The following is a 26,636-nucleotide window of genomic DNA, read 5'->3' as shown; positions in this document are numbered from 1 at the left end:
CTCCTGACGTCGCAGCAGGGTGTGAGATGCACGACGCACAGGTTTGAGTTCATTAAAGTCACAGCATAAACAGAATTAAGGCGCGCAGGCGCAAACTCAAGGATACGTATGTTAAGCATTAAGAATTTGAAGGTCCGTGTCGAAGAAAAGGAAATTCTGAAAGGACTTGATCTGGAGATTAAACCGGGTGAAGTACACGCCATTATGGGGCCGAACGGCTCAGGCAAAAGTACGCTCTCCGCGACACTGGCTGGCCGTGAAGATTACGAAGTGACTGACGGTTCCGTGATCTTCAACGGTAAAGATTTGCTGGAACTCGCCCCGGAAGACCGCGCGGGTGAAGGTGTGTTTATGGCTTTCCAGTATCCGGTAGAAATCCCGGGCGTAACCAACCATTTCTTCCTGCAAACTGCAGTGAACGCGGTGCGTAAATATCGCGGCCAGGAACCGATGGATCGCTTTGACTTCGCAGATTTCATCGAAGAAAAAATTGCGATGCTGAAGATGCCTGCCGATTTGCTGACCCGTTCAGTGAATGTAGGTTTCTCCGGTGGTGAGAAAAAGCGTAACGATATTCTGCAAATGGCGGCGCTTGAGCCAAACCTGTGCATCCTTGATGAAACTGACTCCGGTCTGGACATTGATGCGCTGAAGATTGTTTCTGATGGTGTTAACACACTGCGTGACGGCAAGCGTTCATTCGTTATTGTCACCCACTACCAGCGTATCCTCGACTACATCAAGCCTGACTACGTGCACGTTTTGTATCAGGGCCGCATTGTTAAATCCGGCGATTTCACCTTGGTTAAACAGTTAGAGGAGCAAGGTTATGGCTGGCTTACCGACGAAGAGTAATGTCCCTGCGGCGGGCAGTTCGCACGCCATGCAGCAACTTTACCGCCTTTTTGAAAGCCGCGGGGGGGAGCAGTCGCCCCACGCGCATGCCCATTGGCAACAGGTGTTGCGCCTTGGTTTTCCGCACGCAAAACTGGAAGACTGGAAATACACGCCGGTTTCCTCACTGCTGGGTAATCAATTCTTCGCTCCTCAGCAGCAGGCGCTGACGGTTGAGAAAATCAAATCTCTGGCGTTGCCGCTGGATTGTTACCGCCTGGTTTTCGTGGATGGTCGTTTCGATGCGAGCCTCAGCGACAGTGATACCGGTGCGTTTGAAATTGAAAAACTGAACGCGTCCGGGCAACAAACATTACCGGATCCGATTCAGTCAGAGGTGTTTTTACATCTGACAGAAAGTCTGGCGCAGGATTCTTTCTCCGTGCGTTTGCCTGTGGGCAAGCAGGCTGATAAGCCGTTGTATCTGCTGCATCTGAGCAGTGGTCGTGAGCAGTCACGCGAAATGAATACCGTTCATCATCGTTATCATCTGGCGATTGAAAATGGCGCGAATGCTGAAGTGATTGAACATTACCTGAGTCTGAATGAGCAGGGGCATTTCACCGGTGCACGTATGACGGTAAATGTGGGCGATAATGCAGATTTCACGCATTACAAACTCGCATTTGAAAGCCAGGCCAGTTTTCACTTTTCGCATAATGATCTGGTCATCGGGCGCGATGCCCGTGTTTCCAGCCACAGCTTCCTGCTGGGCGCGGGTCTGACCCGTAATAATACCAGTGCGCAGCTGAACGGCGAAAACAGCAATCTGGATATCAACAGTCTGGTTCTGCCGGTTGATTCTGAAATTGCCGATACACGCACATATCTCGAACACAACAAAGGTTATTGCAACAGCAACCAGTTGCATAAAGTGATTGTCAACGATCGTGCTAAAGCGATTTTTAACGGCATGATCAAAGTGGCTCAGCACGCACTGAAAACGGACGGAAAAATGACCAACAACAACTTGTTGCTGGGCAAACACACTGAAGTTGATACCAAACCTCAGCTGGAAATTTATGCCGATGACGTGAAGTGCAGCCACGGTGCGACAGTGGGTCGTATTGATGACGAACAGCTTTTCTATCTGCGTACCCGTGGGATTAGCGGGCAGGATGCTCAGCAAATGATCATCTTTGCTTTTGCCGCTGAACTGACGGAAGCCATTGAGAATGAAACCCTGCGTGAAGTCGTCATTGCCCGTATTGCAGGCAGACTAAATCGAGGTAAGTAATGAGTTTTCCACTGGAAAAAGTACGTAGCGATTTCCCTGTGCTGAGCCGTGAAGTTAACGGCCAGCCGCTGGCCTATCTCGACAGCGCGGCCAGCGCACAGAAACCGCATCAGGTCATTCAACGTGAAATGGCTTTCTTCGAGCAAGGTTATGCTGCGGTTCACCGTGGCATTCATACCATGAGCGCGGAAGCGACGGAGCAGATGGAAAACGTCCGCACTCAGGCCGCCCGTTTCATGAATGCCGCATCAGCGGAAGAAATTGTCTTCGTCAAAGGTTCCACGGAAGCCATTAACCTGGTCGCCAATACCTGGGGGCGTGAGTTTTTACACGCCGGCGACCACATCATTCTGACTGAAATGGAACACCACGCGAACATCGTGCCATGGCAGATGCTGGCGAAAGAACGTGAGCTTCATATTGATGTCTGGCACCTGACACCGGAAGGTGAGCTGGATTTATCACAGCTTGAATCACTGATCACGCCACGCACAAAACTGCTGACGTTAGCGCATGTTTCCAATGTATTAGGCACGGTTAACCCGATCGAAAAAATCATTCCGCAGGCTAAAGCTGCCGGCCTGACCGTTCTGGTCGATGGTGCGCAGGCGGTCATGCATCAGGCGGTTGATGTGCAGGCGCTGGGCTGTGATTTCTATGTCTGGTCAGGGCATAAACTCTACGGCCCGACCGGTATTGGTATCCTGTACGGGCGCAAAGCCCTGCTGGATCAGATGCCGCCGTGGGAAGGTGGCGGCTCGATGATCAAGCATGTCAGCCTGACAGAAGGCACCACATTCACGGCAGCTCCATGGCGCTTTGAAGCCGGCACACCCAATACCGGCGGTATTATGGGACTGGGTGCGGCAATGGAATATGTCACTGCTCTGGGGCTGGAAAATATCCATGCTTATGAACAGGACCTGATGAGCTATGCGCTCAATGCGATGGCACAGGTGCCAGATATTCAGATTTACGGCCCGGCTACCCGTGCAGGCGTTATCGCGTTTAATCTGGGTAAACACCATGCGTACGATGTCGGCAGCTTCCTTGATCAATACGGTATTGCCATCCGCACCGGTCACCATTGTGCGATGCCATTAATGTCCTTCTACGGTGTTCCGGCTATGTGCCGTGCGTCACTCGCGATGTACAATACCCGTGAAGAAGTCGACCGTTTGGTCGCGGGGCTGCAACGTATTCACCGGTTGTTGGGTTAATCCTGACAGCCCAGATCAGGATGTCTTTATGGCTTTGCCAGATAAAAACAAGTTAGTCAGAAATTTTTCCCGATGCCCGAATTGGGAAGAAAAGTATCTGTACGTGATTGAGCTGGGTGGCCAGTTACCCGCCTTAGCGGAAGAACACCGTCAGGACCAAAACCTGATTTCCGGTTGTCAGAGCCAGGTATGGATTGTCATGCGTACCGATGAGAAGGGGGCACTGACTTTCGAAGGTGACAGTGATGCAGCCATTGTTAAAGGCCTGGTCGCGATTGTCTTTAGCCTGTATCAGGGCCTGACGCCTCGCGATGTGGTGGAACTGGATGTACGTCCTTTTTTCACTGAGCTTGAACTGAGTCAGCATCTGACGCCTTCACGCTCACAAGGGCTGGAAGCGATGATTCGCTCTATCCGCGCTAAAGCAGCAGAGCTCTCTTAATACTGGTGCTGCTGCATTGTCTTGCTCATTAGGAATTGTCTGCTAATGAGCAAGGCAGAACGCTTATTTCCCCCCGTTTATTTCCTTTTACTCCTGATTTTTCAATTCACTATCCTTCTGGGTTTTATCCTGACTTCTGTAAGGTAACTTTCTGATTTACAGTGGTTTGATTGCCATGAAATTCTGCGCTGCTACTATTACCTGACAAGATCATTGCCTTGCCTCAGATTCGCTGAGTGCAGGCCGAAAAAGGACTGAGTATGAGACGCGCATTACCCCTTCTGGCAATGTTAGTTGGCACACTGGTAGCAACGCATTCCATGACCGCAAGTGCGGCAGAATATCCACTGCCGCCGGATAATAGCCGCCTGATTGGTGAAAATACGACATATGTGGTGCCCAACGACGGTAAACCGCTGGAAGATGTGGCGGCCAAATACCAAATTGGGCTGATCGCGATGCTGGAAGCGAATCCGGGAACAGACCCTTATTTGCCCAAAGCGGGCACCGTGCTGACTATCCCATCGCAAATGCTGTTACCGGATACCAAACGTGAAGGGATTGTCGTCAACCTGGCGGAGCTGCGCCTTTACTACTATCCGAAGGGCGAGAATAAAGTCATTGTTTATCCGATCGGTATCGGCCAGTTAGGGCGTAACACACCGGAGATGGTGACCTCTGTCAGCCAGAAGATCCCGAATCCTACCTGGACGCCCACCGCCAATATTCGTAAAGCCTATCTGAAAGAGGGGATTACATTACCGGGGATGGTGCCGGCCGGGCCGGATAATCCGATGGGCTTGTTTGCAATGCGTCTGTCGGCAGGCTCAGGACAGTATCTGATCCACGGGACCAATGCGAATTTCGGCATTGGTATGCGTGTGAGTTCCGGTTGTATCCGTCTGCGTCCAGACGATATCGAAGCGCTGTTTAACTCGGTGCCAAAAGGGACGCGTGTACAAATTGTGAATCAGCCTATCAAGTTTGATGTCGAACCGGATGGTAAACGTTATATCGAGGTACATCAGCCGTTGTCTCACACAGAGAAAGATGATCCGCAAACCAAACCGATCCCACTGACCGCTGCAATGAAGAAATTCATTAAACACGATGACACCAACGCCGCGATGGTAAAAGAAGCGATTACACGGCGTTCTGGTATGCCGGTTGTGGTCAGTGTCGGCGCTAAAGCAGGAAACACACCACCTGCTGTCAACCCGCCACAAATGGCGAATTCGGGGGAACCGGCGGTTAATACAGCCAGCACCCAGTAAACGTTCGCAGAACCACAGCAGAAACGATTTAAACTCCAGGGGCCTGTAGGGTCCCTTTTTTGTGTCTGACATTCACCTGAGCGATAGAGCGCGTTTTAAAGGGGAGGTTTGATGATGATTTAAAGTCGTCAGGGGAGGAGAAAAGCACAAATAGCAGATAAAAAAAATGGCGCACTGAGTGCGCCATTGAACTAGAGAAGTAAATATTACTTCTTGTAAGCGTGAGCTTGGTTGTCCAGACGTTGGTTAGCGCGAGCTGCATCGTCTTTAGCTGCTTGAACGTCAGAACGGATTGCGTTCACGTCGTTGCTCAGTTGGTCAACTTTAGAGTTCAGAGTAGAAACGTCTGAAGACAGTTGGTCGATTTTAGCATTGCTTGAACAACCAGCCAGCATAGTTGAAGCCAGGATTACAGCGCCCAGTACCAGTTTAGTGCGATTCATTATAAAACCCTCTAGATTAAGTTAATCTCCATGTAGCGTTACAAGTATTACACAAACTATTTTCTAATGAGAATAATTTTTTGCCGGTTAACGCTATATTTTGATCGTTCGCTCAAAGAAACATCTTTTTTTACGAAAAAGTTAAAAATTGCAGCGAAAACAGCCGTATTCCATGGGACTTATCCCAATTTTGCTGCTACTGCATTTAGCACTTTTTATGAAAGAAGATACTTTTTGAATAAATAAACGCCACATTTCGTGGCGTTTATTAATGCTCGTGGTCACGTTTTTAATTAAACAACATGCACCGATGAAGTATTGGTTGTGCCGCTCTGAACCAGGGCGCCAGAAACCATCACTACGATATCACCTTTCTGTGCCAGACCGCTTTCGATAGCCGCTTCTTTACCGATACGGTAGAAGTCGTCAGTGGAAGCAATCTCTTTGACCAGCTGAGTCACAACGCCTTTGGTCAGGATAAGCTGACGTGCAGTGATTTCGTTAGTGGTCAGGGCAAGGATAGTCGCATGCGGGAAGTATTTACGCACGGCTTTTGCTGATTTACCGCCGCTGGTGGCAACGACGATCAATGGCGCGTCCAGTTTCTCAGCAGTTTCAACAGCACCACGGCATACAGCTTCTGTGATACGCAGCTTACGGTTGTCATTCTGGCCATCAATGCGACTCTGCATCACGCGGTCAGTACGGTCACAGATGGTTGCCATGATAGTGACAGCTTCCAGCGGGTATTTACCTTTCGCACTTTCGCCAGACAGCATCACTGCGTCGGTGCCGTCAATGATGGCGTTCGCTACGTCGCCAGCTTCTGCACGGGTAGGGCGTGGGTTTTTGATCATGGAATCGAGCATTTGCGTTGCGGTGATAACCACTTTGCGTGCACGGTTACATTTCTCAATCATCATCTTCTGCGCGAAGATCACTTCTTCAACCGGGATTTCAACGCCCAGGTCACCACGTGCAACCATGATGCCGTCTGAGGCTTCGAGAATTTCGTCGAAGTTGTTCAGACCTTCCTGGTTTTCGATTTTGGAGATGATCTGGATGTGTTCGCCACCGTGTGCTTTCAGGTGCTCACGAATCTCCAGAACGTCAGAACGTTTACGGATGAAAGAAGCCGCGACAAAGTCAACGCCTTGCTCACAGCCGAAGATCAGATCACGTTTATCTTTTTCAGCCAGCGCTGGCAGTGCGATAGAAACACCTGGCAGGTTGACACCTTTGTTCTCACCCAGATCGCCGTTGTTCAGTACCTTACAGGTCACTTCGGTTTCGGTGACATTTGTCACTTCCATACCAATCAGGCCGTCATCGACCAGAATGGTGTTACCGATTTTCAGGTCAGCAGCAAAGCCCTGATAAGTAACCGCTACGCGTTCGGTGTTACCGATAACGCTTTGATCGGTGGTGAAAGTATAAGTCTGACCCGCAACCAGGGAAGCATCTTTGCCGCCTTCCAGTTTCATGGTGCGGATTTCCGGACCTTTAGTGTCCAGCAAAATGGCCGCTTTGTGACCGGTCTTCACCATCACGTTGCGGATATTTTGAATGCGCTGGCCGTGCTCTTCATAATCACCGTGAGAGAAGTTCAGACGCATTACGTTCATGCCTGCATCAAGCAGTTTGGTCAGCATTTCTTCGGATTCGGTTTTCGGACCGATGGTACAAACAATTTTGGTCTTTTTCATGACGATTTTATCTACAAGTTGTGATGGATTGGAAAAGCGTTTGCCTGACAGCGGTGCTGCCCGCGCGGAATTGAGGTCTTGCCTGGTTGAATCAAATCATTACTAAGCGTAGAAGACTGTGAAAGGAATGGTGTAGTAAGTTCAGCCAAAGCATAGCGATTTGTGCGATTTATCATCGCTACCGGAGTGATCACGCTTTTGTAATTGCGATATCGACAGATCAAGGGGCTGAAACCATTCAATCGAAGAGACGATGCGTATTATAGAGGGGAACCGGGTGGGAAACCAAATAAAAAACGTGATGCGGCGCAAGCTTAGGGCAGATTTCGGAACGTTGTTTTGAAATTATCCAATGCGGGCAGGGTGGAAAGCGGAAGAGATAACGGTTTGTTCACGCTATTGCAAAAAAAGGAACAGACAGGAAATAATCTCAAATAATACAAACGGATGACTTAACATAAATTCACGCACGAATCTAAAGTGTCGTCAGAAGTGATTTCAGATTGTTCAGGGAGTTTACGGCAGAAGGGAAGGTTCAGAAGATTGCTTTGGTGCGTCCGAGTGGACTCGAACCACCGACCCCCACCATGTCAAGGTGGTGCTCTAACCAACTGAGCTACGGACGCACAATATGCAATGGTCTTGCTAAGAAAGATGGTGCGTCCGAGTGGACTCGAACCACCGACCCCCACCATGTCAAGGTGGTGCTCTAACCAACTGAGCTACGGACGCATCGTTTTTCTTTTTCGTCAGCCAGTGTTGGCGACGGGGACGAATATTAACGACCTCTCTGAGTACTGGCAAGGGAAAAAAGACATTTTCCTGTCATAATGTGTGTGACTGCCGACCTTATGTGCATTGCGTTGTTTTTTTAGACATAACAGCCAGCACAAAGGCTGAAAAATCCGTGCGCCGGTACACATATGCACAGCGCACGGAAAAGCCGCGGGATTAACGGCCCGCTTTTTGCAAAATAGTATAAGAGGGTTGTTTTTGTAACCAGCGCATCCGCAATGTCATCATCAGCGCGGCAAAAGTCAGCCCCAAAATAAACCCGCACCAGAAACCGCTTGGCCCCATTCGCGGAACCAGAATATCCGTCAGTCCGAGGGTGTACCCTACCGGCAGACCCAGCACCCAGTAAGCGACGAACGTAATGTAGAAGATCGAACGTGTATCTTTATAGCCCCGCAAAATGCCACTGCCGATAACCTGAATCGCATCTGAAATCTGAAACAACGCAGCAAAGATCAGCAGATGGGAAGCCAGCGTGACGACTTCCGGGCTGTCATTATAAAGTGAGGCGATATGCTCGCGAAAAATGATGGCCGTCACGCTTGTGCAGCAGGCCATCATTATCCCCGTTCCGATACTGGTATAGGCTGCAACCTTTGCGCCTTCAACCGAAGATTCACCTAAACGCGACCCTACGCGAATAGTGGCTGCAACACCTAAAGACAGCGGTATAACGAACATAAGCGAACCGACGTTCAGCGCAATCTGGTGACTGGCCACGGCAACAATCCCCAACGGGGAGACCAGCAGGGCAACGATCGCAAACAGTGTCACTTCGAAAAATAATGCCAGTGCGATAGGCATACCCAGCTGGATAAGGCGACGCAGTGTCGGCCAGTCGGGTTTCGCAAACCGTGAATGTGGCTGAGTATCACGCAGTGCACGATTGCGGCGGACATAAATCCGCATCATGAAGAACATGACCCAATACACTGTGCCCGTCGCGACACCACAACCGACACCCCCGAGTGCGGGGGCGCCGAACTTCCCGTATATAAAAATGTAATTAACGGGAATATTGACCAGCAGGCCGATAAAGCCGAATACCATGCCTGGTTTGGTTTTTGACAAACCTTCACACTGGTCACGCAGCACCTGGAAAAATAAATAGCCCGGCGCGCCCCACATAATGGCATGCAGGTAGCCGACGGCTTTTGCTTTCAGCTCAGGATCAATGTTATGCATCAGGCTAAGAATATGGTCGCATTGATACAGCACCGCGATGATCAGCACCGAAACACCCGAAGCCAGCCAGAACCCTTGCTGAACCTGATGACCAATTTTATCGCGACGCCCGGCACCATTTAAATGCGCGACAGTGGGGGTCAGTGACAACAGTAAACCGTGTCCGAATAAAATCGCCGGCAACCAGATTGAGGTGCCGACAGCCACGGCAGCCATGTCCGTGGCACTGACCGAACCCGCCATTATTGTGTCCACTACGCCCATGGATGTCTGCGCAATTTGCGCAAGGATGACCGGGATGGCAAGCGCTAACAGAACCCGCGCTTCTGCAAGGTACTTCTGCACAGATACACCTTTTTATTTGATTATATTGAATAAAAAATGCCATGACAGATGGCATGGAACAGAGGGAAATAGTCCGAAGATTGTACATTGTCGGTATTTTTAAGCAAACAAAGCTGTTAATGGTCAGTTAAATAATGAAATTGAAGCAGACGGTGCTATTTCTTATCGCAGAGAATTGGCTTTCAATTAATTCTGCGGCAAACTGACCGGAGTGACGTTTTAATACAGCAGTTTTAAACATTGAGGAAAAGGCTATGTTTACCGGAATTGTACAGGGAACCGGCACGGTCGTATCGATCGACGAGAAACCTAACTTCCGTACCCATGTGGTTCGTTTACCTGAAAATATGCTGGATAACCTGCAGCTTGGCGCATCGGTGGCACACAATGGTTGCTGCCTGACCGTCACTGAGGTTAACGGTGATCTGGTCAGTTTTGATCTGATGAAAGAAACCTTGCGTCTGACGAATCTCGGTGAACTGAAAGAGGGTGATCCGGTTAATCTGGAACGTGCAGCGCGATTTAATGATGAAATTGGCGGGCATTTAATGTCTGGTCATATTATTTGCACGGCAGAAGTGGCAAAAATCCTGACCTCAGAAAATAACCGTCAGATCTGGTTTCGTATGCCGCATGAAGATTTGATGAAATATGTATTACATAAAGGTTATATCGGTATTGACGGTATTAGTCTCACTATCGGTGAAGTGACCCGCACCCGTTTTTGTGTGCATTTAATTCCGGAAACATTGCAACGCACGACGTTGGGCACAAAACGTCTGGGTGACAAAATTAATATCGAAATCGACCCGCAAACCCAGGCGATTGTCGATACGGTAGAACGTGTATTAGCCAGCCGTGAAGCGGCTATCGCCACGGCGCAGGCGATGATCGATAAAGCGCAATAGCATCTCAGGCTTTTTATTCGAATAAAAAATGGCGTGCATAAAAAACCGGACGATAAATGTCCGGTTTTTTTTATTGGCAAACCGAAGATCATCAGCGTGGTACGCGGATGCCCCCATCAACGCCTTCCGGGCTGAAGACAACCTGCCACAACTGAATATCCCTGGCGCGGAAAGCCCCGGCGCAGGCATTCAGGTAGTAGGTAAACATACGGTGGAAACGTTCACCGTATTTTTCCGCCAGTTCCGGCCAGTGTTTCTGAAAGCGTTCATTCCATGCCATCAGTGTGCGATCATAATCAGCGCCAATATTGTGCCAGTCTTCCATCACAAACAGTGACTCGCTGTTATGTGCAATTTGCTGAACAGAGGGCAGACAGCCGTTGGGAAAGATGTATTTATCAATCCACGGGTCGACATTAAGGTCTGTTTTGTTAGAACCAATGGTGTGCAGCAGGAAAATACCGTCAGGTTTAATATTGCGTTTGGCGACATTAAAATAGGTCTGATAATTTTTCGGACCCACATGTTCAAACATCCCGACAGAAACAATACGGTCAAACTGATCATTCAGGTCACGGTAATCCTGCAGCAGGATAGTGACATCCAGCCCTTCACAGCGTTTTTGAGCCAGTTTTTGTTGTTCAGCAGAAATCGTGACACCTACAACGCTTACGCCATAATTTTTGGCGGCGTACTCAGATAACCCACCCCAACCGCAACCGATATCCAGCAGGCGCTGTCCCGGTTTTAATTGCAGCTTGTCGCAGATCATTTTGAGTTTTGCTTCCTGCGCTTCTTCAAGCGTAGTGGCTTCTTTCCAGTAGCCGCAGGAATATTGCATGTAGGGGTCGAGCATCAGCGTAAATAAATCGTTGCCCAGATCATAATGCTCTTTGCCGACAATCCACGCCCGTTTGCGCGATTGCAAATTAGTCAGGCGTGCTGCGGCGACACGTAAAGTATCTTTGAAATGGTGGGGCAGTTTATTTTCCAAACCGGCACGGATAACACGCTGGAAAAAGATATCCAGACGGTCGCATTCCCACCAACCGTCCATGTAACTTTCACCGAGGCCCAGAGAACCTTCCTGTAAAACACGCTTAAAGAAGTCAGTGTTTTTTACTTTAAGGTCGAAAGGACGATTACCGTTTACCTGAATATCTGCCATCGCCAGCATCTCACTGGCGATCCGATACCATTGATTGTCCTGAATGCTTTGGTCTTCTATACACGATGAACTCATAGCTTCTCCATCACTTTCTCTTCTGACTTATTAACCTGCCGGGAAAAGCAAAGGCTATTTTTGCAGGTCTTTATGAGAACAGACGACTAGCGTCTCGCCCGATATTCGACACCAACAGAGGAAATTAAGAAGAACGCCTGCGCGCCGGAAGACGGGCAGGAAAATCATCCGTGAAAAGTATTCAAAAAATAAGTGTGACACCGTCCGCGCGTCTGGCTTAAGTATGTAATAAAAGTTTTGTAAAAATGCTATTTTATTTAGTTTTGTTGAGTATAGGCTCGCTGGCAGGCATTCTCAATAGTAAATCGTAATCAATGAAAATGCCCGCTAAGTGACTGTTACATTAGGGTATTATCACTGTTGATTTGCATGCAGAGTCTGAGTTTCCTGCTCCGGTGGCTGCTCATCGTCTCGCACATTTTTATGCTGTAAAGAGAGCCAGCGGCCCAAAACTACCAACAATAGTGTAGACAGCATGATCGTGACTGTCGCCATGAGCGGGTGCACAATAAATGCGGAAACCAGCATGCTGGCAAGAAAGCAAAGCCCAAGCTGCAAGGTATTCTGCAACGCTGCCGCCTTACCTGTATTAGCAGGAAATGGCATTAATGCATTTGCGACAACAATTGGATAGGTTGCACCATTCACCAAAGCCATCAGACAGAAAGGGATCAGCAAACTTGTCAGCCCGGCATTTGTGAACATAGCCACACAGAACAAGGCCACCATACTGATGCCGTAACCAGTCAGTAACCATGGCAGAATTTTATTGCCGTCCAGCCTGTTGATCAGAACACGGCAACCAAAACCACCGAGCAGGAAAGCGATAGTCTGCGGAACATAGCTCAGCCCGATGGCACCGGGTGAATAGCCCATATCGCTCAGGATAAACGGTGAGCCCGTCAGCCACGCAAAGAAACCCGCTGAACAGGCGGCATAAATCATGACATTCCCGCTGTAAACAGGCGATTTCAATAAAGTCGTAAAGCCGGTTTTATCTGCCTTTGCGTCTTTTGCCGGTTTGTTTTCACGCAGAGTCAGCGTCGTCAGCACTAAAGCGATGGCAACGACGGTCAGCAGGGCAAAAATAGCTTCCCAGTCAAAATGATTGAGCACCCAGGCACCCAGCAACGGTGCAAGAGCCGGAGAAAGCGCCACTAACGGCATAATGCTGGCAAAAGTTTTTTTTGCCACATCGGCAGAAAAACGGTCAACAACGATAGCCTGCCAGGTGACTGCGGCAGCACACACGCCTATGGCCTGTAAGAAACGCAGAGCCAGAAGAGCGCGTACATTCTCAACCCAGATAACACCCAGACAGCCGAACGCAAAAAGTATCAGACCAAGAAGCAATACCGGTTTACGGCCGATTCTGTCCGACAGTGGCCCCCACAGCAACTGACCAACAGCAAATCCACCGAGAAAAATGCTCAGACTTGCGCTGATCATCCCGGGGCTGGTCATCAGACTGGTTTGCATGGCACTGAACGCAGGCAGATACATATCGGTGGCTAAAAAGCCCAGCATGCTCAGACCCGCAAGATAGAGCATAAATCCAAAGGAGGGTTTCATTATTGTCTCGTTAATTTATTTATTGCAGATGATGTGACGCAGATTTCATACCGGGGGCGGAGTTTAACGCTTTGATAACAGGCTTGTGAAACGTTAATATTTGCACTCTGCTATCAAAAAAATTGAAGGCTGGATTATGTGGTCAGAATACGCTCTCGAAGTGGTTGATGCTGTCGCAAGAACCGGCAGTTTTAGTGCAGCTGCGCAGGACTTACACCGTGTGCCTTCTGCCATCAGTTACACCGTCCGCCAGCTTGAACAATGGCTGGCCGTGCCGTTGTTTGAGCGTCGACATCGTGACGTAGTGCTGACGCCAGCGGGAAAGGTTTTTGTCGATGAAGCACGGGTTATGACAAAAAAAATGATAGCCACCCGCCGGCAGTGTCAGCAGGTGGCGAACGGCTGGCGCGGCGAATTACGTGTGGCGGTCGACCGGATTGTCAAACCCGCACGGACACGGCGTCTGGTGCTCGATTTTTATCGCCATTTTGCGGATACCGAACTCATTATTCACTCGGAAGTGTTTAACGGTGTCTGGGATGCGTTGGTCGACGGGCGTGCAGACGTGGCGATCGGCGCTACGCGCGCGATACCGGTTGGCGGGCGCTTCAGTTTTCGTGATATGGGATTTATGGACTGGCATTGTGTCGTCAGCCCGCAACATCCGCTGGCGCAGCTATCCGGTGCGCTGAACGATGATCAACTGCGACCTTATCCGGCATTGTGCCTGGAAGATACTTCCCGGACATTGCCGAAGCGTGATACCTGGACGCTCGATAACCAGCGGCGTCTGGTCGTGCCGGACTGGACCTGTGCGCTGGAATGCCTGACTGAAGGATTGTGCGTGGGTATGATGCCGGTTCACCAGGTCATGCCGTGGATTGAACAGGGAAAATTACAGGTGCTGGCACTGGAGAATATATTCCCTGACAGCCCGTGCTGCCTGACGTGGGATCAAAGCAATCCTTCACCTTCACTGAGCTGGCTGTTGGAATACATGGGCGATACAGACACCATGAATCAGGAATGGCTGCGCGATTAGAAAAAACGCCTGCACAGGCAGGCGTTTGTGATTTGTTAACGACGGTAATCACGGTACGGGCCGTCGGCGACTGAACGGCGCTCGACCAGTTTCGGATGCACTTCGATGGTCTGGGACTCTTCACGCTTACTGACAATTCTGTCCAGTAACATCGTAAAGGCCATTTCACCCAGACGTTCTTTCGGCTGATGCACGGTTGTCAGCGCCGGGGAGAAGTAACGGGCGTTACGCACATTGTCGTACCCGATCACGGAAATATCCTGAGGAACGCGAAGGCCGAGTTCGTCTGCGGCACAAATTGCACCCATTGCCATCACATCGCCGCCGCAAAACACGGCAGTCGGACGATGCTTTTGCATCAGAATCTTATGCATTGCCTGGTAGCCAGACTCTGGTTCGAAATCACCCTGAACTACCCATTCGTCACGAAGAGGAATATTGGCTTCAGTCAGTGCTTTCACAAAACCCTGGAAGCGGCCGCCGCCGGTATTACGCGCCAGTTGCCCGGGGATCACGCCAATATCACGATGACCGCGTTCAATCAGATAACGACCGGCCATGTAACCACCTTCGAAAGCGTTATCGATAATGCTGTCGGTAAAGTTCTTGCGTGCTTCACCCCAGTCCATGACCACCATGGGAATCGAGCGGTACTCTTCGAGCATATTGAGCAATTCATCAGGGTATTCCGCGCACATCACCAGCAAGCCGTCGACGCGTTTTTGCGCCAGCATTTGCAGGTAGGCCTGTTGTTTCTCCAGGTTATTATGCGAGTTACACAAAATCAGCGTATAGCCTTTGGAGAAGCAGCTGTTTTCCACGGCTTCAATCACTTCGGCAAAATAGGGCGCTTCGCTTGAGGTGGCCAGCAGGCCGATGGTTTTAGTGTTATTGACCTTCAGACTGCGGGCTACAGCACTCGGAGAGTAATGTAACTCTTTGATTGCAAGGAGAACCGCTTCTTTGGTTTCTTCGGCGACGAAACGTGTTTTATTGATGACGTGCGACACGGTTGTAGTGGAAACGCCAGCGCGCTTTGCGACATCTTTAATCGTTGCCATGTAAACAATGACTCCTGAACTCACGTGCTTCAGCACGTTAGCATTATGTTAATCGTTTGCCTGCGAGGATTTAACTGCTGGCTTCTCAAAGGGCAGTGAAATCATTGGGTGGATTCTTCAGAATGAGGCGCGAAATGCTCTCGGGTGAAATCGACCGGCACACAGACGTGTTAACCGACAATTTTCTCTTATAATGCAGGAAAGTGGAAGCAAAATTCTCAGGAACGCATTGTCATTCAACACAAGATTTTAAAGGTTAATTATGAGAAAATGCGTTGGCACACAATGAGTGTGGTATTAAGAAATGCCACAATTTGATCCGAAAGGGGGTTTGATGGACAGCAACCTGAAATTATCGTTGATCACCACGGTATGCGCTTTGCTTATGATTATCGCTTTCAGCTTCACTGCAATAATGAACTGATTCAATAAGTGATCCGCCATAAAAAAGGGCGACGCCTGTCACAGGCGTCGCCCTTTTCAATGTTACGCAGTGACCGTTACCGCCGATGTTCTTCCCTGCAGAAACGCTTCGTTAAATGCTATTCAATGGCTGATTAGCGAACCTTCAGACTTAACGAATTGTTTATTATCGGATCGTTTTAGGGGTCATTACCCGACGTGCGCCTACATAGTGGTCTTGCCAGTAATCATCGCCAAGAGAAGTAATTTTAATGTCTTCGCCCGTTCTTGGAGACTGAATAAACTTGCCGTTGCCAACGTAAACCCCAACATGGTCTGCCGCGCCGCGGTTATTGATTCTGAAGAACACCAGATCACCGCTTTCAAGTTCGCCGCGTTTGACCGGAGCGGCATCGCGCAGGTGATACATTTCATTTGCTGTACGTGGCATTTTTATACGGATCAAATCTTTGTAGGCATAATAAACTAAGCCGCTGCAATCAAAACCGGTATTCGGCGAGGTTCCGCCCCAGCGATACGGTTTTCCTACCTGGTGCATCAGTTTGGTCATGGCCGTTTGCTGAGCATGCTGATAGCGTTTTTTATGTGTTGCACTTAGCGTAATCGGTTTGCTGTCTTCTTCGAATTTCTTACCTTTACGGTGCCGGCCATAGGCTTCTTTTTTACCGGCCTTTTCCGTGCTGTTTTTCGCGAGGGTACGGGTTTTGCTATGTCTCTCTGTTTTGCTCTCGGCCCGCGTGGTCTTGAGTGTCTTTTCTTTTTTACTTTCGGCCCGCGTTTTGGCGCTTCTCTCCGTCGTGGTCTTTCGTTTAACCAGTTCGGTGCTTTTCACTTTCTTCTTCGAATTCTTATCCTGAGTTTTTTGTTCTGTGACGGGCGCGGTTTTCGTTTTTTTACTGTTTTTCGCAGCAACCGTTTTTCGCTTTCGTCGTTCTTCCGGCGCAGCCTGATTAACATGACTTTTACGCTGATCGGCAGAGACACGAGTCTGTGGCGACGCATGTGCCATATTTAAAAACAGCTGGGTAAAGAGCAGCACAAAAAGCGTGAACAGTAAGCGCATAGCTTCGTTACCATGAGTGGTAGGTTAAACATCAGGGATGTCAGAGTATTGCCTAAAAGAACCCGACAAAAAAGCACGAATTGCCTCGATTCTAGATCATATTGTGAGAAAAAGTTAATAGCTTTTTTTATGTCGAAATAACCGCCATTTTTAGTCAAAAAAATGACCGTTTTTCATGATGTTAATATTTGAGTTAATCAGTGGAATTCTGCAAATTAGATCGGATTGATGAACGCCGGAAATGTTATTCCCGATGAATGTTTAAATATGTGAGCCTGAGCGCACCCGCTAAAAATGGTTAAATAAATTGTCAGCACTGAGAAAGACCCCACAAAAAATGGCGTTTTTATCTGATGGCTGCCGTCGTTACAATAGAAGGTATTGTGATTGTACACCGTCTCTTTGTGCTGCGCGTGAAGAGCAATGATCGTGACAGCCTGTACCGGCTTGAGGAAGCAAGAAATGACTACTCCAACTATTGAAAAGATTCAGAAGCAAGTTTCTGAAAACCCGATTCTGCTGTACATGAAAGGTTCGCCAAAACTGCCAAGCTGCGGTTTCTCTGCTCAGGCTGTTCAGGCGCTTTCTGCCTGTGGCGAACGTTTTGCTTACGTGGATATCCTGCAGAACCCGGACATCCGTGCTGAGATGCCAAAGTTTGCTAACTGGCCAACGTTCCCACAATTGTGGGTGGACGGCGAACTGGTTGGCGGCTGCGACATCGTGGTTGAGATGTTCCAGCGCGGCGAGCTGCAGCAGTTGATCAAAGAAACTGCTGAGAAATACAAATCTTCTGAAGAGTAATACTACGGAAGATCACCGGCTTTTCGACCGGAAAATATGAAGAGCGACATGATGTCGCTCTTTTTTGTTTTCAGTCCGCCGGAAAGTCGTCATTACTGATTTTCTTCAGACGCCGTTTCGTCTTCGGCTTGTTCGTCTGAAAGCACCAGAGGCCAGCCGCCAAGGCGTTTCCATCGGTTTACCAGTTCGCAGAACAACTCGGCCGTGCGCTCGGTATCATACAACGCAGAATGTGCCTGGCTGCTGTCAAAATCGATACCCGCACTGATACAGGCTTTTGCCAGCACCGTTTGCCCGAGTACCAGCCCGCTTAGCGCGGCAGTATCAAACGTAGCAAAAGGGTGGAACGGATTACGTTTCAGCCCGGCACGTTCGGCCGCTGCCATGAGGAAACTGTGATCAAAATTCGCGTTGTGCGCCACAATGATCGCACGGTTACAGTTCTGCTCTTTCATTCCTTTGCGGATGACTTTGAAAATCTCATGCAGAGCTTCATATTCACTGACTGCGCCGCGTAACGGATTGGTCGGATCGATACCGTTAAATGCCAGCGCTTCCGGCACCAGTATCGCACCTTCAAAAGGCTCGACGTGGAAATGCACGGTCTCATCGCTTTGCAGCCAGCCGTCCTGATCCATCTTCAGCGTGATCGCTGCAATTTCCAGCAGCGCATCGGTTCTGGCATTAAATCCGGCGGTTTCTACATCGATAACCACGGGATAAAAACCACGAAAACGGCCTCTCAGGGCGTTAATGTCACTATTCTCGGCCATTAGTTTCTTATCTTCATCGAATTCAGCGCGCATTATGACAAATTTTGCCGCCGCTTGCAGGGTTGTGGCAAAAATCAGGCAATAAAAAAGGGCGCGATTGCGCCCCAGTCGGTGGTCGGGGAAATTTAATTACCCAGCCCCTGTCCTGCGTGTCTGGATTCGATCAGTTCGATTTTGTAACCGTCCGGATCTTCAACAAACGCGATAATAGTGGAGCCGCCTTTGACCGGGCCCGCTTCACGGGTCACTTTCCCACCCGCATTACGGATGTCATCACATGTTTGCGCAACGTTATCAACGCCCAATGCGATATGACCGTAAGCGGTGCCGATGTCGTAGCTGTCGACGCCCCAGTTATAGGTCAGTTCGATCACTGCACCTTCACTTTCTTCGGTGTAACCGACGAAAGCCAGAGAATATTTATATTCAGTGTTTTCGCTGGTACGCAGCAAACGCATACCTAAAACATCGGTATAGAAGCTGATAGCACGTTGCAGATCGCCAACGCGAAGCATGGTGTGGAGTAAACGCATAGGTTCCTCTTTATTTGCAGGATGAGAATTAACGGGTCAAGACTAACTGATAGCAGCCACTTTGTCTGTAAAAGGGCAACCGATTGTTGAATGACTGACCCAAAAAAAACAGCAGAAGGAGGGCCACTTCTGCTGCAAGGAGTCAATGACTCTTTTTTAATTATTACAGTGTCGGATAATCGGTGTAACCCTGAGCACCGCCGCCATAAAAGGTTTCCGGTTTGGGTTCGTTAAGCGGCGCGTGAGATTTCAGTCGCTCAACCAGGTCAGGGTTTGCAATATAGCTGCGGCCAAATGCCACGGCATCGATATAACCTTTTTCGATCAGCTCTTCGCCTTTCTCTGCGGTGTAAGCACCAGCACCGACAATCACGCCCTGATAATGCGCACGGATCACTGCACGGAATTCTGTGCTGTAAGGTTTGCCGCCCGCCCAGTCCGGTTCGGAAATATGCAGGTACGCCAGTTTGCGTTTGTTCAGTTCATCGAGCAGATAAATCGCAGCCTGTTCCTGGTCTTCACCATTATCCAGCCCGTTGAAGGGTCCCATAGGTGAAATACGTATGCCCACACGATCAGCGCCGATAGCGTCAATGGCGGCATCCACGACTTCCAGCGTCAGACGGGTACGGTTTTCAATGCTGCCGCCGTATTCATCTTCACGCAGGTTTGATGCCGGAGACATGAACTGGTGCAGCAGATAGCCGTGCGCGGCATGCAGTTCAATGTAATCGAAACCGGCTTCAGCGGAGCAGGCGGCGGCATGACGAAAATCGTTCACGATCCCCGGAATTTCGCTGAGCGCTAAGGCACGCGGTGTCGGACAATCGACACGGATGGCGTGCCCCTGTTCATCACGCAAGCTGGTGCGGGTGTTCGGATTGACGGCGGAAGGCGCAACGGGTGTCTGGTTGTCGGGCTGAACGCTGTTATGTGAAATGCGTCCGGTATGCCACAGCTGAACCGCAATGCGTCCGTCTTTATGATGAACGCCGTCCACGATTTTTTTCCATGCAGCAACTTGTTCCGGCGTGTGCAGGCCCGGTGCACCGGCATACCCTTTCGCCTGGAATGAAACCTGAGTGGCTTCAGTAATGATCAGGCCAGAACTGTGGCGCTGTGCATAATATTCGCCCATGAGCGGTGTCGGGATGTCACCGGGTTCGATGCTGCGCAGACGGGTAAGCGGAGCCATAAAAACACGGTTAGGTAGCGTGTTTTTACCGACAACAATAGGGGTGAAAAGCTTGGTCATTTCAGTAACTCCGAAGTTAATGGACTGATCGGTAAGACGTTCAGGGATTATATTCACGTCAGACGACCTTTTCTTAATGCCACCTTTCTATCGCATCTGACCTGCCTGTGACTACGCGCACGGTGCTTTTTCGCGAAACACAGTCTGATTTCAGCTTTGCATCCATACTTAACGGACAGAAAAAATTGAAAAAGAGCCGGCGGGTGCCGGCTGAGGTGAGGGCAAACATCTGTTTTCTTGGTGAAGGCTTGCGAAACAGTAGGGCCATTTTCCGACAGGTGAAAATGGCGAAAGGAAGGGTAACAGGTCTGTGTTGCAGATATTTGAAGGATGAAACATTGAGGCGCAAATCACCTTGCGGGATAGCAGGAAAGCGTCTTGAATAAATATTCACCGTTATTTGCGGAGGGCATGTGGCTCAGCAACTCGAATTTTTTGACATCCCCAGTCCATGCCGTGGCATTTGTCAGGCGGATGAACGCGGATATTGCCGTGGCTGTCTGCGCAGCCGCGAGGAGCGTTTCGGCTGGATGAAAATGACTGACGCAGAAAAACGCCATGTGCTGCGGTTATGTCAGCAACGCCTGCTGCGCCAGCAACGCACAGGAAAACAACCGGACGAACCCTCACCGGAGCAACCAGAGTTGTTCTGATTTCACCTGTCTTTTACCGTTGTCGTGACGGCGGTCCGCTTCTTTACTATTCTTGCGCATCGCATCAATACAGCGCCACAGGCGTTGTGTATTCTGTGGGTCGAAAATCAAAAACATAAGGGATTTATAATGCAAGCACGTACCCCGATTTCTCCGCAAGGGCCGGTATTCTCCACGCTGATTTGTGGTTACTGGCGACTGATGGAATGGAACATGACGCCGCAGCAGGTTCTGGCGTTCATGGAACAGCACATTGAGATGGGCATTACAACGGCCGATCATGCAGACATTTATGGCGGCTATCAGTGCGAAGCGGCATTCGGTGAGGCATTGCGCCTTAAACCCTCTTTGCGGGAACAAATGCAACTGGTCAGTAAATGCGGTATCGCCACCACGGCAGACCCCGACAACAAAATTGGCCATTACATTACGGATACGCAGTACATCGTGGGGCAGGCGGAGAAATCATTGCGCAATCTGCGTACCGATTATCTGGATTTATTACTGATCCACCGTCCGGATCCGCTGATGGATGCGGATGAAGTCGCCGGAGCGTTTACGCAGTTGCACAAAAGCGGCAAAGTAAAACATTTCGGTGTGTCTAACTTCACCCCGGCGCAGTTCAGCCTGTTGCAGTCGCGTCTGCCCTTTTCGCTGGTGACTAATCAGATAGAAATTTCCCCAATCCATCAGCCGGCCATCCTTGACGGCACGTTGGATCTTTGCCAGCAGCTGCGTATCAGACCGATGGCCTGGTCCTGTCTGGGGGGCGGGCGTTTGTTTAGCGAGACGCAATTCCAGCCGCTGCGTGAGGAACTTCAGGCTGTTGCGAATGAAATGGGTGCAGACACCATTGAACAGGTGGTTTACGCCTGGGTCATGCGCCTGCCGTCTCAGCCGCTGCCGATCATCGGCTCGGGTAAAATTGAGCGTGTTCAGTCAGCGCTGAAATCATTGTCTCTGGAAATGACCCGTCAGCAATGGTTCCGCATTCGTAAAGCAGCATTAGGATTTGATGTTCCTTAACGCCTTTACGCGGGTTTTGTGGTACTGACCGCCGGGCCGTCTTCTGTTGAGATGGCCTGTTGTAATTGTGAAAGCGAGCAGTATAAACGCCAGATCACGCCCGCCAGTTCACGCGCCGCAGGTTCCGGATGGTGCGCCAGTGAATTGCTCATCCGCATGAGTTCAGCCAGTGTGGCGTCAAGATTTTCATGGCTGACGCCGCGCTCCGTCATCACCCCTTTCAGACAATGAATACACACGTCCCGTACCGCAGACAGGGGATCTGAACGGGTTTCCCATTCGCGCAACTGCCAGACAATGTGGCTGCAATTGAGCAGCACCACACCCCAGCGTAATAACCAGGTTCGCGAGATGTGATCTTTACTTTGATTGAGCTGGTTCATCCGGTGATAAATCAGGGATTCGAACTGAAAATGGCTCAGCGAGGGTCTGCGGCTAAGCTGATCCATAAAATCACGACGCAGGGCGCGAATAATGCGGCGGCTTTTACGCTTATCAGAGCTTGGCCTTAACACCTGGAAGGCAATCCCTGCCAGCATGACACCGGCAATTTTTGCCACGCCGTCATTCATAAAGGACTGATAGTCATACTCCGGCGGGTTCGTGACCGCTAAAAATGATCCCATAAATACAATCATCTGCCCCCATAAACCTGCATATTGTTTGTATTGAAGTTTCATCATCTGCATCGTCACCAACATCGGCAGGAAGAAGGCGCAGAACACCCAAAAATTGTCGATTTGTACCATCAGCCCGAACTTCAGCAGGAAACAGCCAGCAAATAATAATCCCAGTGATTTTATTAACAGCGTGATGCTGCTGATCGGTGAGGCCGTAGAGGAATAAAGTACGCAGCTGACGGCAGTCAGCGCCACCGCACCGGCACCGGCATCCCATTGTGTCGTCATCCAGAATGCGCAACCGGTCACAATACACAAAAACGTCCGCAGCCCGTTATACGCAGCCTCGAGGGTATCGGTGTGTTGGGCAAGGCGGCTGATTTTCGGTGTCTGTAGTGTTTCGGCTTCTGCCACGTTGGCATGTTCTACCCGCTGTAACCAACGTTCGCTGCGAAGATACAACCAGCAAAAATCGCGTAAACGTAGCCAGAAAGCCTGATGGCGGAAGTCAGCAGTATCATGCGGCTGAATATGCAGCAAAATTCTGGACAGCTGGTACTTATCCGTATCCGGTTTACGCAGTTCATTAAGCAAAACGGCCAGTACCTCCTGTAAGTTTTCAGGAGGATGGGGCCAGTTCAGCAGCATCCGGCGCAGGCTGGAAATGTAGCTGGTCATGCGTAATTGCTGATGCAGCAGATAATTGAGCACATTATTTTGGCGGCGCAGGCGGTAATGGCTCCAGAATGCCTGAATACGTAAAAGATTCATGGTCAGGATTTGTCCGATCACCCCTTCATGGGATGTTCTGATCTGATCAGAAATTTCTGTCCGCCACAGCAATTGCGCATGCTCAAGCAACTGAGTATGCATTTTGCGCAGCGAGGTGAGCAGGGCGTCGCCGTCGGAGGTGCTGGGCAGCACCATCATCATAAAACCACCGCACAAAATACCGGTGATAACTTCACCGACACGCGCCTGTGCGATATCAAAAATTTGTGTCGTATCGGTGACGTCTACGGTGGAGAACGCGATGATGGCTGCCGTGTAACCCGCCAGCGCAAAAGCATATGAGACATTGTTCTGATAATGATTGGAGACATACGTACAAATCCCCAGCCATGCGGCAATGGAAAACGTGAAGAGCCAGGGTTCATTCAGACAATGTCCGGCAATAAACACCGCGCCCGCCGCGCCCAGCAGGCTGCCAATGATCCGCCCGATACTTTTACTGATAACGCCACCCACGGTTGGGAAACTCACCACCGCCGCCGAGGTCAGGGCCCAGTAAGGCTCGTCCATCTGAAATTCAAAAGCGATATAAAGCGCAAGTATCATTGCGATGGAGTTACGCAGGGCGTAGCGCCATTGTCCCCATGTGGCTTTTCCCCACGGGGTATTTTTCCATTCCAGCCAGGAAAGATTCACTGCGCAGCCTTAATTGCGAATCGAAATGGTACAGGTCGTACCGGCAACCAGCACTTCATGTTCCGGCACATTTTCAAGTTTAATCCGAACGGGCACACGCTGTGCCAGACGTACCCATGGCACGTTCGGTTTCACATTCATCAGTAAATCTTCAGGGGTATCGAGACTCTGGTCATAAATAGCCCGCCCAATACTTTCGACCCGCCCCTGCAAAGGAATATTACCGTTAAATAACGTGATATCCGCCACGTTGCCTTCGCGAATATTTTTGAGTTTTGTTTCTTCGAAATATCCCAGAATGTAGAAAGAATGAATATCCACCAGCCCGACCAGAGGCGTTCCGGACGTGGCATAGTCTCCGCGGCGGGTTTGCAGATTGGTGATATAACCGTCGGCCGGTGCAACAAGAGTGGTTTTACTCAGGTTCCATTTGGCCTGTTCTAATGACGCCTGCGCCGCCTGATAAGCCGCCTGCATGGCTTTGGCGTTGATATTGGATTCATCAAGCGATTCGGCGGAAATAACATTGGTGCCAAGCCCTCTGCGACGCCGGGCTTCGTGACTGGCTTTGGCCAGGTCGGCCGCGGCTTTAGCTACCGCAGCTTCGGCATTATCTACCGCGATTTTAAAAGGCACAGGATCCAGACTGAACAGCGGATCTCCACTTTTAACAAACTGGTTATCATGGATATTTATTTCAATAATGCGCCCGGACACTTCCGGCGTGATATTGACAATCTCTGCACGGACTTTGCCGTCACGCGTCCAGGGCGATTGCATATAATAATTCCACATCCACCAGCCTGCGCAAATGGCGACCGCGAAAACCAGTACGGTAGAGAAGTATTTCAGTGTCTTAAATTTCATTTCAGAGGGTCACCATCAGCATCAGGGCGGCACAAATAGAGATCACAAAAAGAGATAAATCCATCAGAGTGGGATGCCAGACTTCACCGGAATAAATCCAGTCACGCAGCAGGCGATGTATCAAAAGCCAGAACACTAACCCCAGTAAAAATGCTTTGAACATCGGGGGGAAATAAAGTGAGGCACCCAGGACCAGATCCGGTAGCGGGAAGCCTGAGTGAAACATTTGCGCATTCACAATATTAATCTCTGCCGGTGATTGTGTTATAAACAAGCTTACCTTTGGAAGCAAAGACGCTGCTTCCGGATGCAATAGTACCTATCATTATATATAGAATTGTAATTTCTCGATTAATGTTCCTAAAACTAAGCTAAACTCTGGGGAGTTATCTTAGCATGCTAATTATAAGGAGGGGATAATTGGAATCGAATCTGGGATCAGATCTCGCACGATTAGTTCGTGCCTGGCGTGCGTTGATTGACGATCGGCTAAAACCGTTGGAACTCACGCAAACACATTGGGTAACACTTCATAATATCAATATGTTACCTCCGGAGCAGTCTCAGATTCAGCTGGCGAAAGCCATTGGAATTGAGCAACCGTCTCTGGTCCGTACACTCGATCAGCTGGAAGAAAAGAAGCTGATTACCCGTCAGACTTGTGCGAGTGATCGCCGTGCCAAGCGTATCAGGCTGACTGAAGAAGCCGCGCCGATCATCAATGAAATGGAATCCGTTATTGATTCCACACGTAAAGAAATTTTATCCGGCATGTCTTCTTCCGAAATCGAACTGCTGGGCGGAATGTTGTCACGGCTGGAAAAAAATATTGCTTCCCTGCAAAGCAAATCATAAAAATCGATTTTTTATTACGTCACACAGCGTTGTTTTTGATCGGACTGAAAAGAATTACCCATAAAAAAACCGAAGCCAGTGGCTTCGGTTTTTGCATTGAGGCTGTAAAAATCAGGCGCCAGGGGACACCGTAATGGTGCTGCCGCTGCTGGCCATGCTCACACGCTGGCCGACGCTGAATTTGGTTGGACCGGCTTTCTGAACCACCTGAATGGTTGTACCGTCATCACGACGAATTTGCAGTTCTACACCGTTAGAACGGTTAAGCGAACTTTGCACCCCCTGACCTGCTACACCACCGGCGACGGCTCCTGCCGCAGTTGCCAGACTACGGCCGGTACCACCACCGACGGTATTGCCCAGGAACCCGCCTAATACAGCCCCTCCGAGCGCACCAACGATATTTGAATCATCTCCTCCCTGGATTTGCACTGCACGGGTGGACACGATGGTACCGTAGGTCACTTGTTGAATTTGCTTCGCCTGGGATGCGGAGTAAACATCGCCGGACAGAGAGTTATCACTGACGCAGCCAGCAAGGGAAACGCCGGCAAGTCCGATGACGAGTAAACGCTTAATCATAAATAGCTCCTTTATTATGCTGCTGCACACGTTTCAGAGTAGCGGCACCAACAGAGAAAAAACAGTACACAAGTTCAACATCAGTGTCGAAGGTGTCATATAACATATTTGTTTCACTTTCACCTAGTATACAGAAGGCCTGTTCAACTAATAATAAACGCAGGTTTACGTTTTAGACAGCGAATGGCTCAATCAAAATACCGGCATGTCATGTTGTTATTGGTGGCTTTTAGTACACGGATATTTTCAGTGATAAAAAACGTAACAAGAAAAACACGAAGTCATCACACGCTGTAATAAAAATTCAGTTACACATGGCGCTGCCCTTCAAATACCGATTACTCTGTGGTGATTACTTTGTCTGACATTTTTCCCGGAGAGTTGAGG

Annotated in this window: 27 protein-coding genes and 2 tRNA genes; 13 read left to right on the top strand and 16 right to left on the bottom strand. The window is 49.6% G+C overall.

Going from position 1 to position 26,636, the window contains the following annotated elements; translation table 11 throughout:
* Positions 1–108: 108 nt before the first annotated feature.
* From sufC to J1781_RS24790, 5 genes are all read left to right on the top strand, one after another.
* A complete protein-coding gene (gene sufC, locus J1781_RS24810; RefSeq protein ID WP_013576099.1) occupies positions 109–855 on the top strand; it encodes a Fe-S cluster assembly ATPase SufC in 747 nt (248 codons plus the stop codon).
* The gene (gene sufD, locus J1781_RS24805; RefSeq protein WP_129990433.1) at positions 830–2,131 is read left to right on the top strand and encodes a Fe-S cluster assembly protein SufD; all 1,302 of its coding nucleotides are present in this window, start codon (positions 830–832) and stop codon (positions 2,129–2,131) included. Before sufC ends, sufD begins: the two co-directional genes overlap by 26 nt.
* Positions 2,131–3,351 (top strand): cysteine desulfurase SufS, encoded by a 1,221-nt coding sequence (gene sufS, locus J1781_RS24800; RefSeq protein ID WP_129951707.1) that lies wholly within the window; start codon positions 2,131–2,133, stop codon positions 3,349–3,351. Before sufD ends, sufS begins: the two co-directional genes overlap by 1 nt.
* Positions 3,352–3,379: 28 nt before the next feature.
* The gene (sufE, locus tag J1781_RS24795; RefSeq protein WP_129951706.1) at positions 3,380–3,793 is read left to right on the top strand and encodes a cysteine desulfuration protein SufE; all 414 of its coding nucleotides are present in this window, start codon (positions 3,380–3,382) and stop codon (positions 3,791–3,793) included.
* A 260-nt stretch (positions 3,794–4,053) separates the two neighbouring features.
* Positions 4,054–5,067: a L,D-transpeptidase family protein gene (locus J1781_RS24790; RefSeq protein ID WP_129951705.1), complete on the top strand. Its 1,014-nt coding sequence runs from the start codon at positions 4,054–4,056 to the stop codon at positions 5,065–5,067.
* A gap of 206 nt (positions 5,068–5,273) precedes the next feature.
* Here J1781_RS24790 and J1781_RS24785 read toward each other — a convergent pair whose 3' ends face one another.
* From J1781_RS24785 to J1781_RS24765, 5 genes are all read right to left on the bottom strand, one after another.
* A complete protein-coding gene (locus J1781_RS24785; RefSeq protein ID WP_013576093.1) occupies positions 5,274–5,510 on the bottom strand; it encodes a major outer membrane lipoprotein in 237 nt (78 codons plus the stop codon).
* A gap of 293 nt (positions 5,511–5,803) precedes the next feature.
* Positions 5,804–7,216, bottom strand: coding sequence for a pyruvate kinase PykF (gene pykF, locus J1781_RS24780; protein ID WP_129951704.1), 1,413 nt, complete (start codon positions 7,214–7,216; stop codon positions 5,804–5,806).
* Between the two features lie 549 nt (positions 7,217–7,765).
* Positions 7,766–7,842, bottom strand: a tRNA-Val gene (locus J1781_RS24775).
* Between the two features lie 29 nt (positions 7,843–7,871).
* Positions 7,872–7,948, bottom strand: a tRNA-Val gene (locus J1781_RS24770).
* Positions 7,949–8,167: 219 nt separating this feature from the next.
* Positions 8,168–9,541 carry an MATE family efflux transporter gene (locus tag J1781_RS24765; RefSeq protein ID WP_129951703.1) on the bottom strand — a complete coding sequence of 458 codons (1,374 nt, stop codon included), beginning with the start codon at positions 9,539–9,541 and terminating at the stop codon, positions 8,168–8,170.
* 254 nt (positions 9,542–9,795) lie between these two features.
* On the opposite strand from J1781_RS24765, the gene J1781_RS24760 reads away from it, so the two are divergent.
* Positions 9,796–10,449, top strand: coding sequence for a riboflavin synthase subunit alpha (locus J1781_RS24760; protein WP_129951702.1), 654 nt, complete (start codon positions 9,796–9,798; stop codon positions 10,447–10,449).
* 91 nt (positions 10,450–10,540) lie between these two features.
* Here J1781_RS24760 and cfa read toward each other — a convergent pair whose 3' ends face one another.
* Positions 10,541–11,692, bottom strand: coding sequence for a cyclopropane fatty acyl phospholipid synthase (gene cfa / locus J1781_RS24755; protein ID WP_129951701.1), 1,152 nt, complete (start codon positions 11,690–11,692; stop codon positions 10,541–10,543).
* Between the two features lie 354 nt (positions 11,693–12,046).
* A complete protein-coding gene (gene punC, locus J1781_RS24750; protein WP_217234332.1) occupies positions 12,047–13,264 on the bottom strand; it encodes a purine nucleoside transporter PunC in 1,218 nt (405 codons plus the stop codon).
* Positions 13,265–13,400: 136 nt separating this feature from the next.
* Between punC and punR the strand changes: the two genes are divergently transcribed.
* Positions 13,401–14,306: a DNA-binding transcriptional activator PunR gene (gene punR / locus J1781_RS24745; protein ID WP_217234331.1), complete on the top strand. Its 906-nt coding sequence runs from the start codon at positions 13,401–13,403 to the stop codon at positions 14,304–14,306.
* Positions 14,307–14,341: 35 nt separating this feature from the next.
* Here the strand turns inward: punR and purR are convergent, their stop codons facing one another.
* Complete coding sequence (purR, locus tag J1781_RS24740) at positions 14,342–15,367, bottom strand: HTH-type transcriptional repressor PurR (protein WP_129951698.1); 1,026 nt, start codon at positions 15,365–15,367, stop codon at positions 14,342–14,344.
* A gap of 304 nt (positions 15,368–15,671) precedes the next feature.
* Between purR and cydH the strand changes: the two genes are divergently transcribed.
* Positions 15,672–15,791: a cytochrome bd-I oxidase subunit CydH gene (gene cydH, locus J1781_RS26545; RefSeq protein ID WP_129951697.1), complete on the top strand. Its 120-nt coding sequence runs from the start codon at positions 15,672–15,674 to the stop codon at positions 15,789–15,791.
* Positions 15,792–15,956: 165 nt separating this feature from the next.
* Here cydH and J1781_RS24730 read toward each other — a convergent pair whose 3' ends face one another.
* A complete protein-coding gene (locus J1781_RS24730; protein ID WP_217234330.1) occupies positions 15,957–16,853 on the bottom strand; it encodes a C40 family peptidase in 897 nt (298 codons plus the stop codon).
* 353 nt (positions 16,854–17,206) lie between these two features.
* Between J1781_RS24730 and J1781_RS26375 the strand changes: the two genes are divergently transcribed.
* On the top strand, positions 17,207–17,335 hold the full coding sequence (locus tag J1781_RS26375) for a hypothetical protein (protein WP_258453180.1): 129 nt from the start codon (positions 17,207–17,209) through the stop codon (positions 17,333–17,335).
* Positions 17,316–17,657, top strand: coding sequence for a Grx4 family monothiol glutaredoxin (locus tag J1781_RS24725; protein ID WP_015697793.1), 342 nt, complete (start codon positions 17,316–17,318; stop codon positions 17,655–17,657). Before J1781_RS26375 ends, J1781_RS24725 begins: the two co-directional genes overlap by 20 nt.
* Positions 17,658–17,749: 92 nt before the next feature.
* On the opposite strand, the gene rnt is transcribed toward J1781_RS24725, so the two are convergent.
* The 3 genes from rnt to nemA all read right to left on the bottom strand — a co-directional run bounded on the left by rnt (position 17,750) and on the right by nemA (position 20,218).
* A complete protein-coding gene (rnt, locus tag J1781_RS24720) occupies positions 17,750–18,463 on the bottom strand; it encodes a ribonuclease T (RefSeq protein WP_129951695.1) in 714 nt (237 codons plus the stop codon).
* A gap of 92 nt (positions 18,464–18,555) precedes the next feature.
* Positions 18,556–18,963 carry a lactoylglutathione lyase gene (gloA, locus tag J1781_RS24715; RefSeq protein ID WP_015697791.1) on the bottom strand — a complete coding sequence of 136 codons (408 nt, stop codon included), beginning with the start codon at positions 18,961–18,963 and terminating at the stop codon, positions 18,556–18,558.
* 163 nt (positions 18,964–19,126) lie between these two features.
* Positions 19,127–20,218 carry an alkene reductase gene (gene nemA / locus J1781_RS24710; protein ID WP_217137665.1) on the bottom strand — a complete coding sequence of 364 codons (1,092 nt, stop codon included), beginning with the start codon at positions 20,216–20,218 and terminating at the stop codon, positions 19,127–19,129.
* A gap of 413 nt (positions 20,219–20,631) precedes the next feature.
* Here nemA and J1781_RS24705 point away from each other — a divergent pair, with 413 nt between their 5' ends.
* Positions 20,632–20,871: a DUF1289 domain-containing protein gene (locus J1781_RS24705; RefSeq protein ID WP_217137664.1), complete on the top strand. Its 240-nt coding sequence runs from the start codon at positions 20,632–20,634 to the stop codon at positions 20,869–20,871.
* A gap of 129 nt (positions 20,872–21,000) precedes the next feature.
* Positions 21,001–21,897, top strand: a complete 897-nt coding sequence (locus tag J1781_RS24700; RefSeq protein WP_129990429.1) for an aldo/keto reductase — start codon at positions 21,001–21,003, stop codon at positions 21,895–21,897.
* A gap of 5 nt (positions 21,898–21,902) precedes the next feature.
* Here J1781_RS24700 and J1781_RS24695 read toward each other — a convergent pair whose 3' ends face one another.
* Genes J1781_RS24695 through J1781_RS24685 form a run of 3 tightly spaced genes read right to left on the bottom strand, consistent with a single transcriptional unit; the run spans position 21,903 to position 25,038 of the window.
* The gene (locus J1781_RS24695) at positions 21,903–23,945 is read right to left on the bottom strand and encodes an FUSC family protein (RefSeq protein WP_217234329.1); all 2,043 of its coding nucleotides are present in this window, start codon (positions 23,943–23,945) and stop codon (positions 21,903–21,905) included.
* A 9-nt stretch (positions 23,946–23,954) separates the two neighbouring features.
* Positions 23,955–24,812, bottom strand: coding sequence for an efflux RND transporter periplasmic adaptor subunit (locus J1781_RS24690; protein ID WP_129951690.1), 858 nt, complete (start codon positions 24,810–24,812; stop codon positions 23,955–23,957).
* A 1-nt stretch (position 24,813) separates the two neighbouring features.
* On the bottom strand, positions 24,814–25,038 hold the full coding sequence (locus J1781_RS24685; protein WP_129952130.1) for a DUF1656 domain-containing protein: 225 nt from the start codon (positions 25,036–25,038) through the stop codon (positions 24,814–24,816).
* A gap of 194 nt (positions 25,039–25,232) precedes the next feature.
* Between J1781_RS24685 and slyA the strand changes: the two genes are divergently transcribed.
* Positions 25,233–25,667: a transcriptional regulator SlyA gene (slyA, locus tag J1781_RS24680; RefSeq protein ID WP_129951689.1), complete on the top strand. Its 435-nt coding sequence runs from the start codon at positions 25,233–25,235 to the stop codon at positions 25,665–25,667.
* A gap of 111 nt (positions 25,668–25,778) precedes the next feature.
* Here slyA and J1781_RS24675 read toward each other — a convergent pair whose 3' ends face one another.
* The gene (locus tag J1781_RS24675) at positions 25,779–26,249 is read right to left on the bottom strand and encodes an outer membrane lipoprotein (protein WP_129951688.1); all 471 of its coding nucleotides are present in this window, start codon (positions 26,247–26,249) and stop codon (positions 25,779–25,781) included.
* Between the last annotated feature and the right edge of the window lie 387 nt (positions 26,250–26,636).

Source organism: Rahnella perminowiae (genome assembly GCF_019049695.1).
GTDB classification, from domain to species: domain Bacteria; phylum Pseudomonadota; class Gammaproteobacteria; order Enterobacterales; family Enterobacteriaceae; genus Rahnella; species Rahnella perminowiae.
This window is presented reverse-complemented; position numbering and strand designations above follow the sequence as displayed.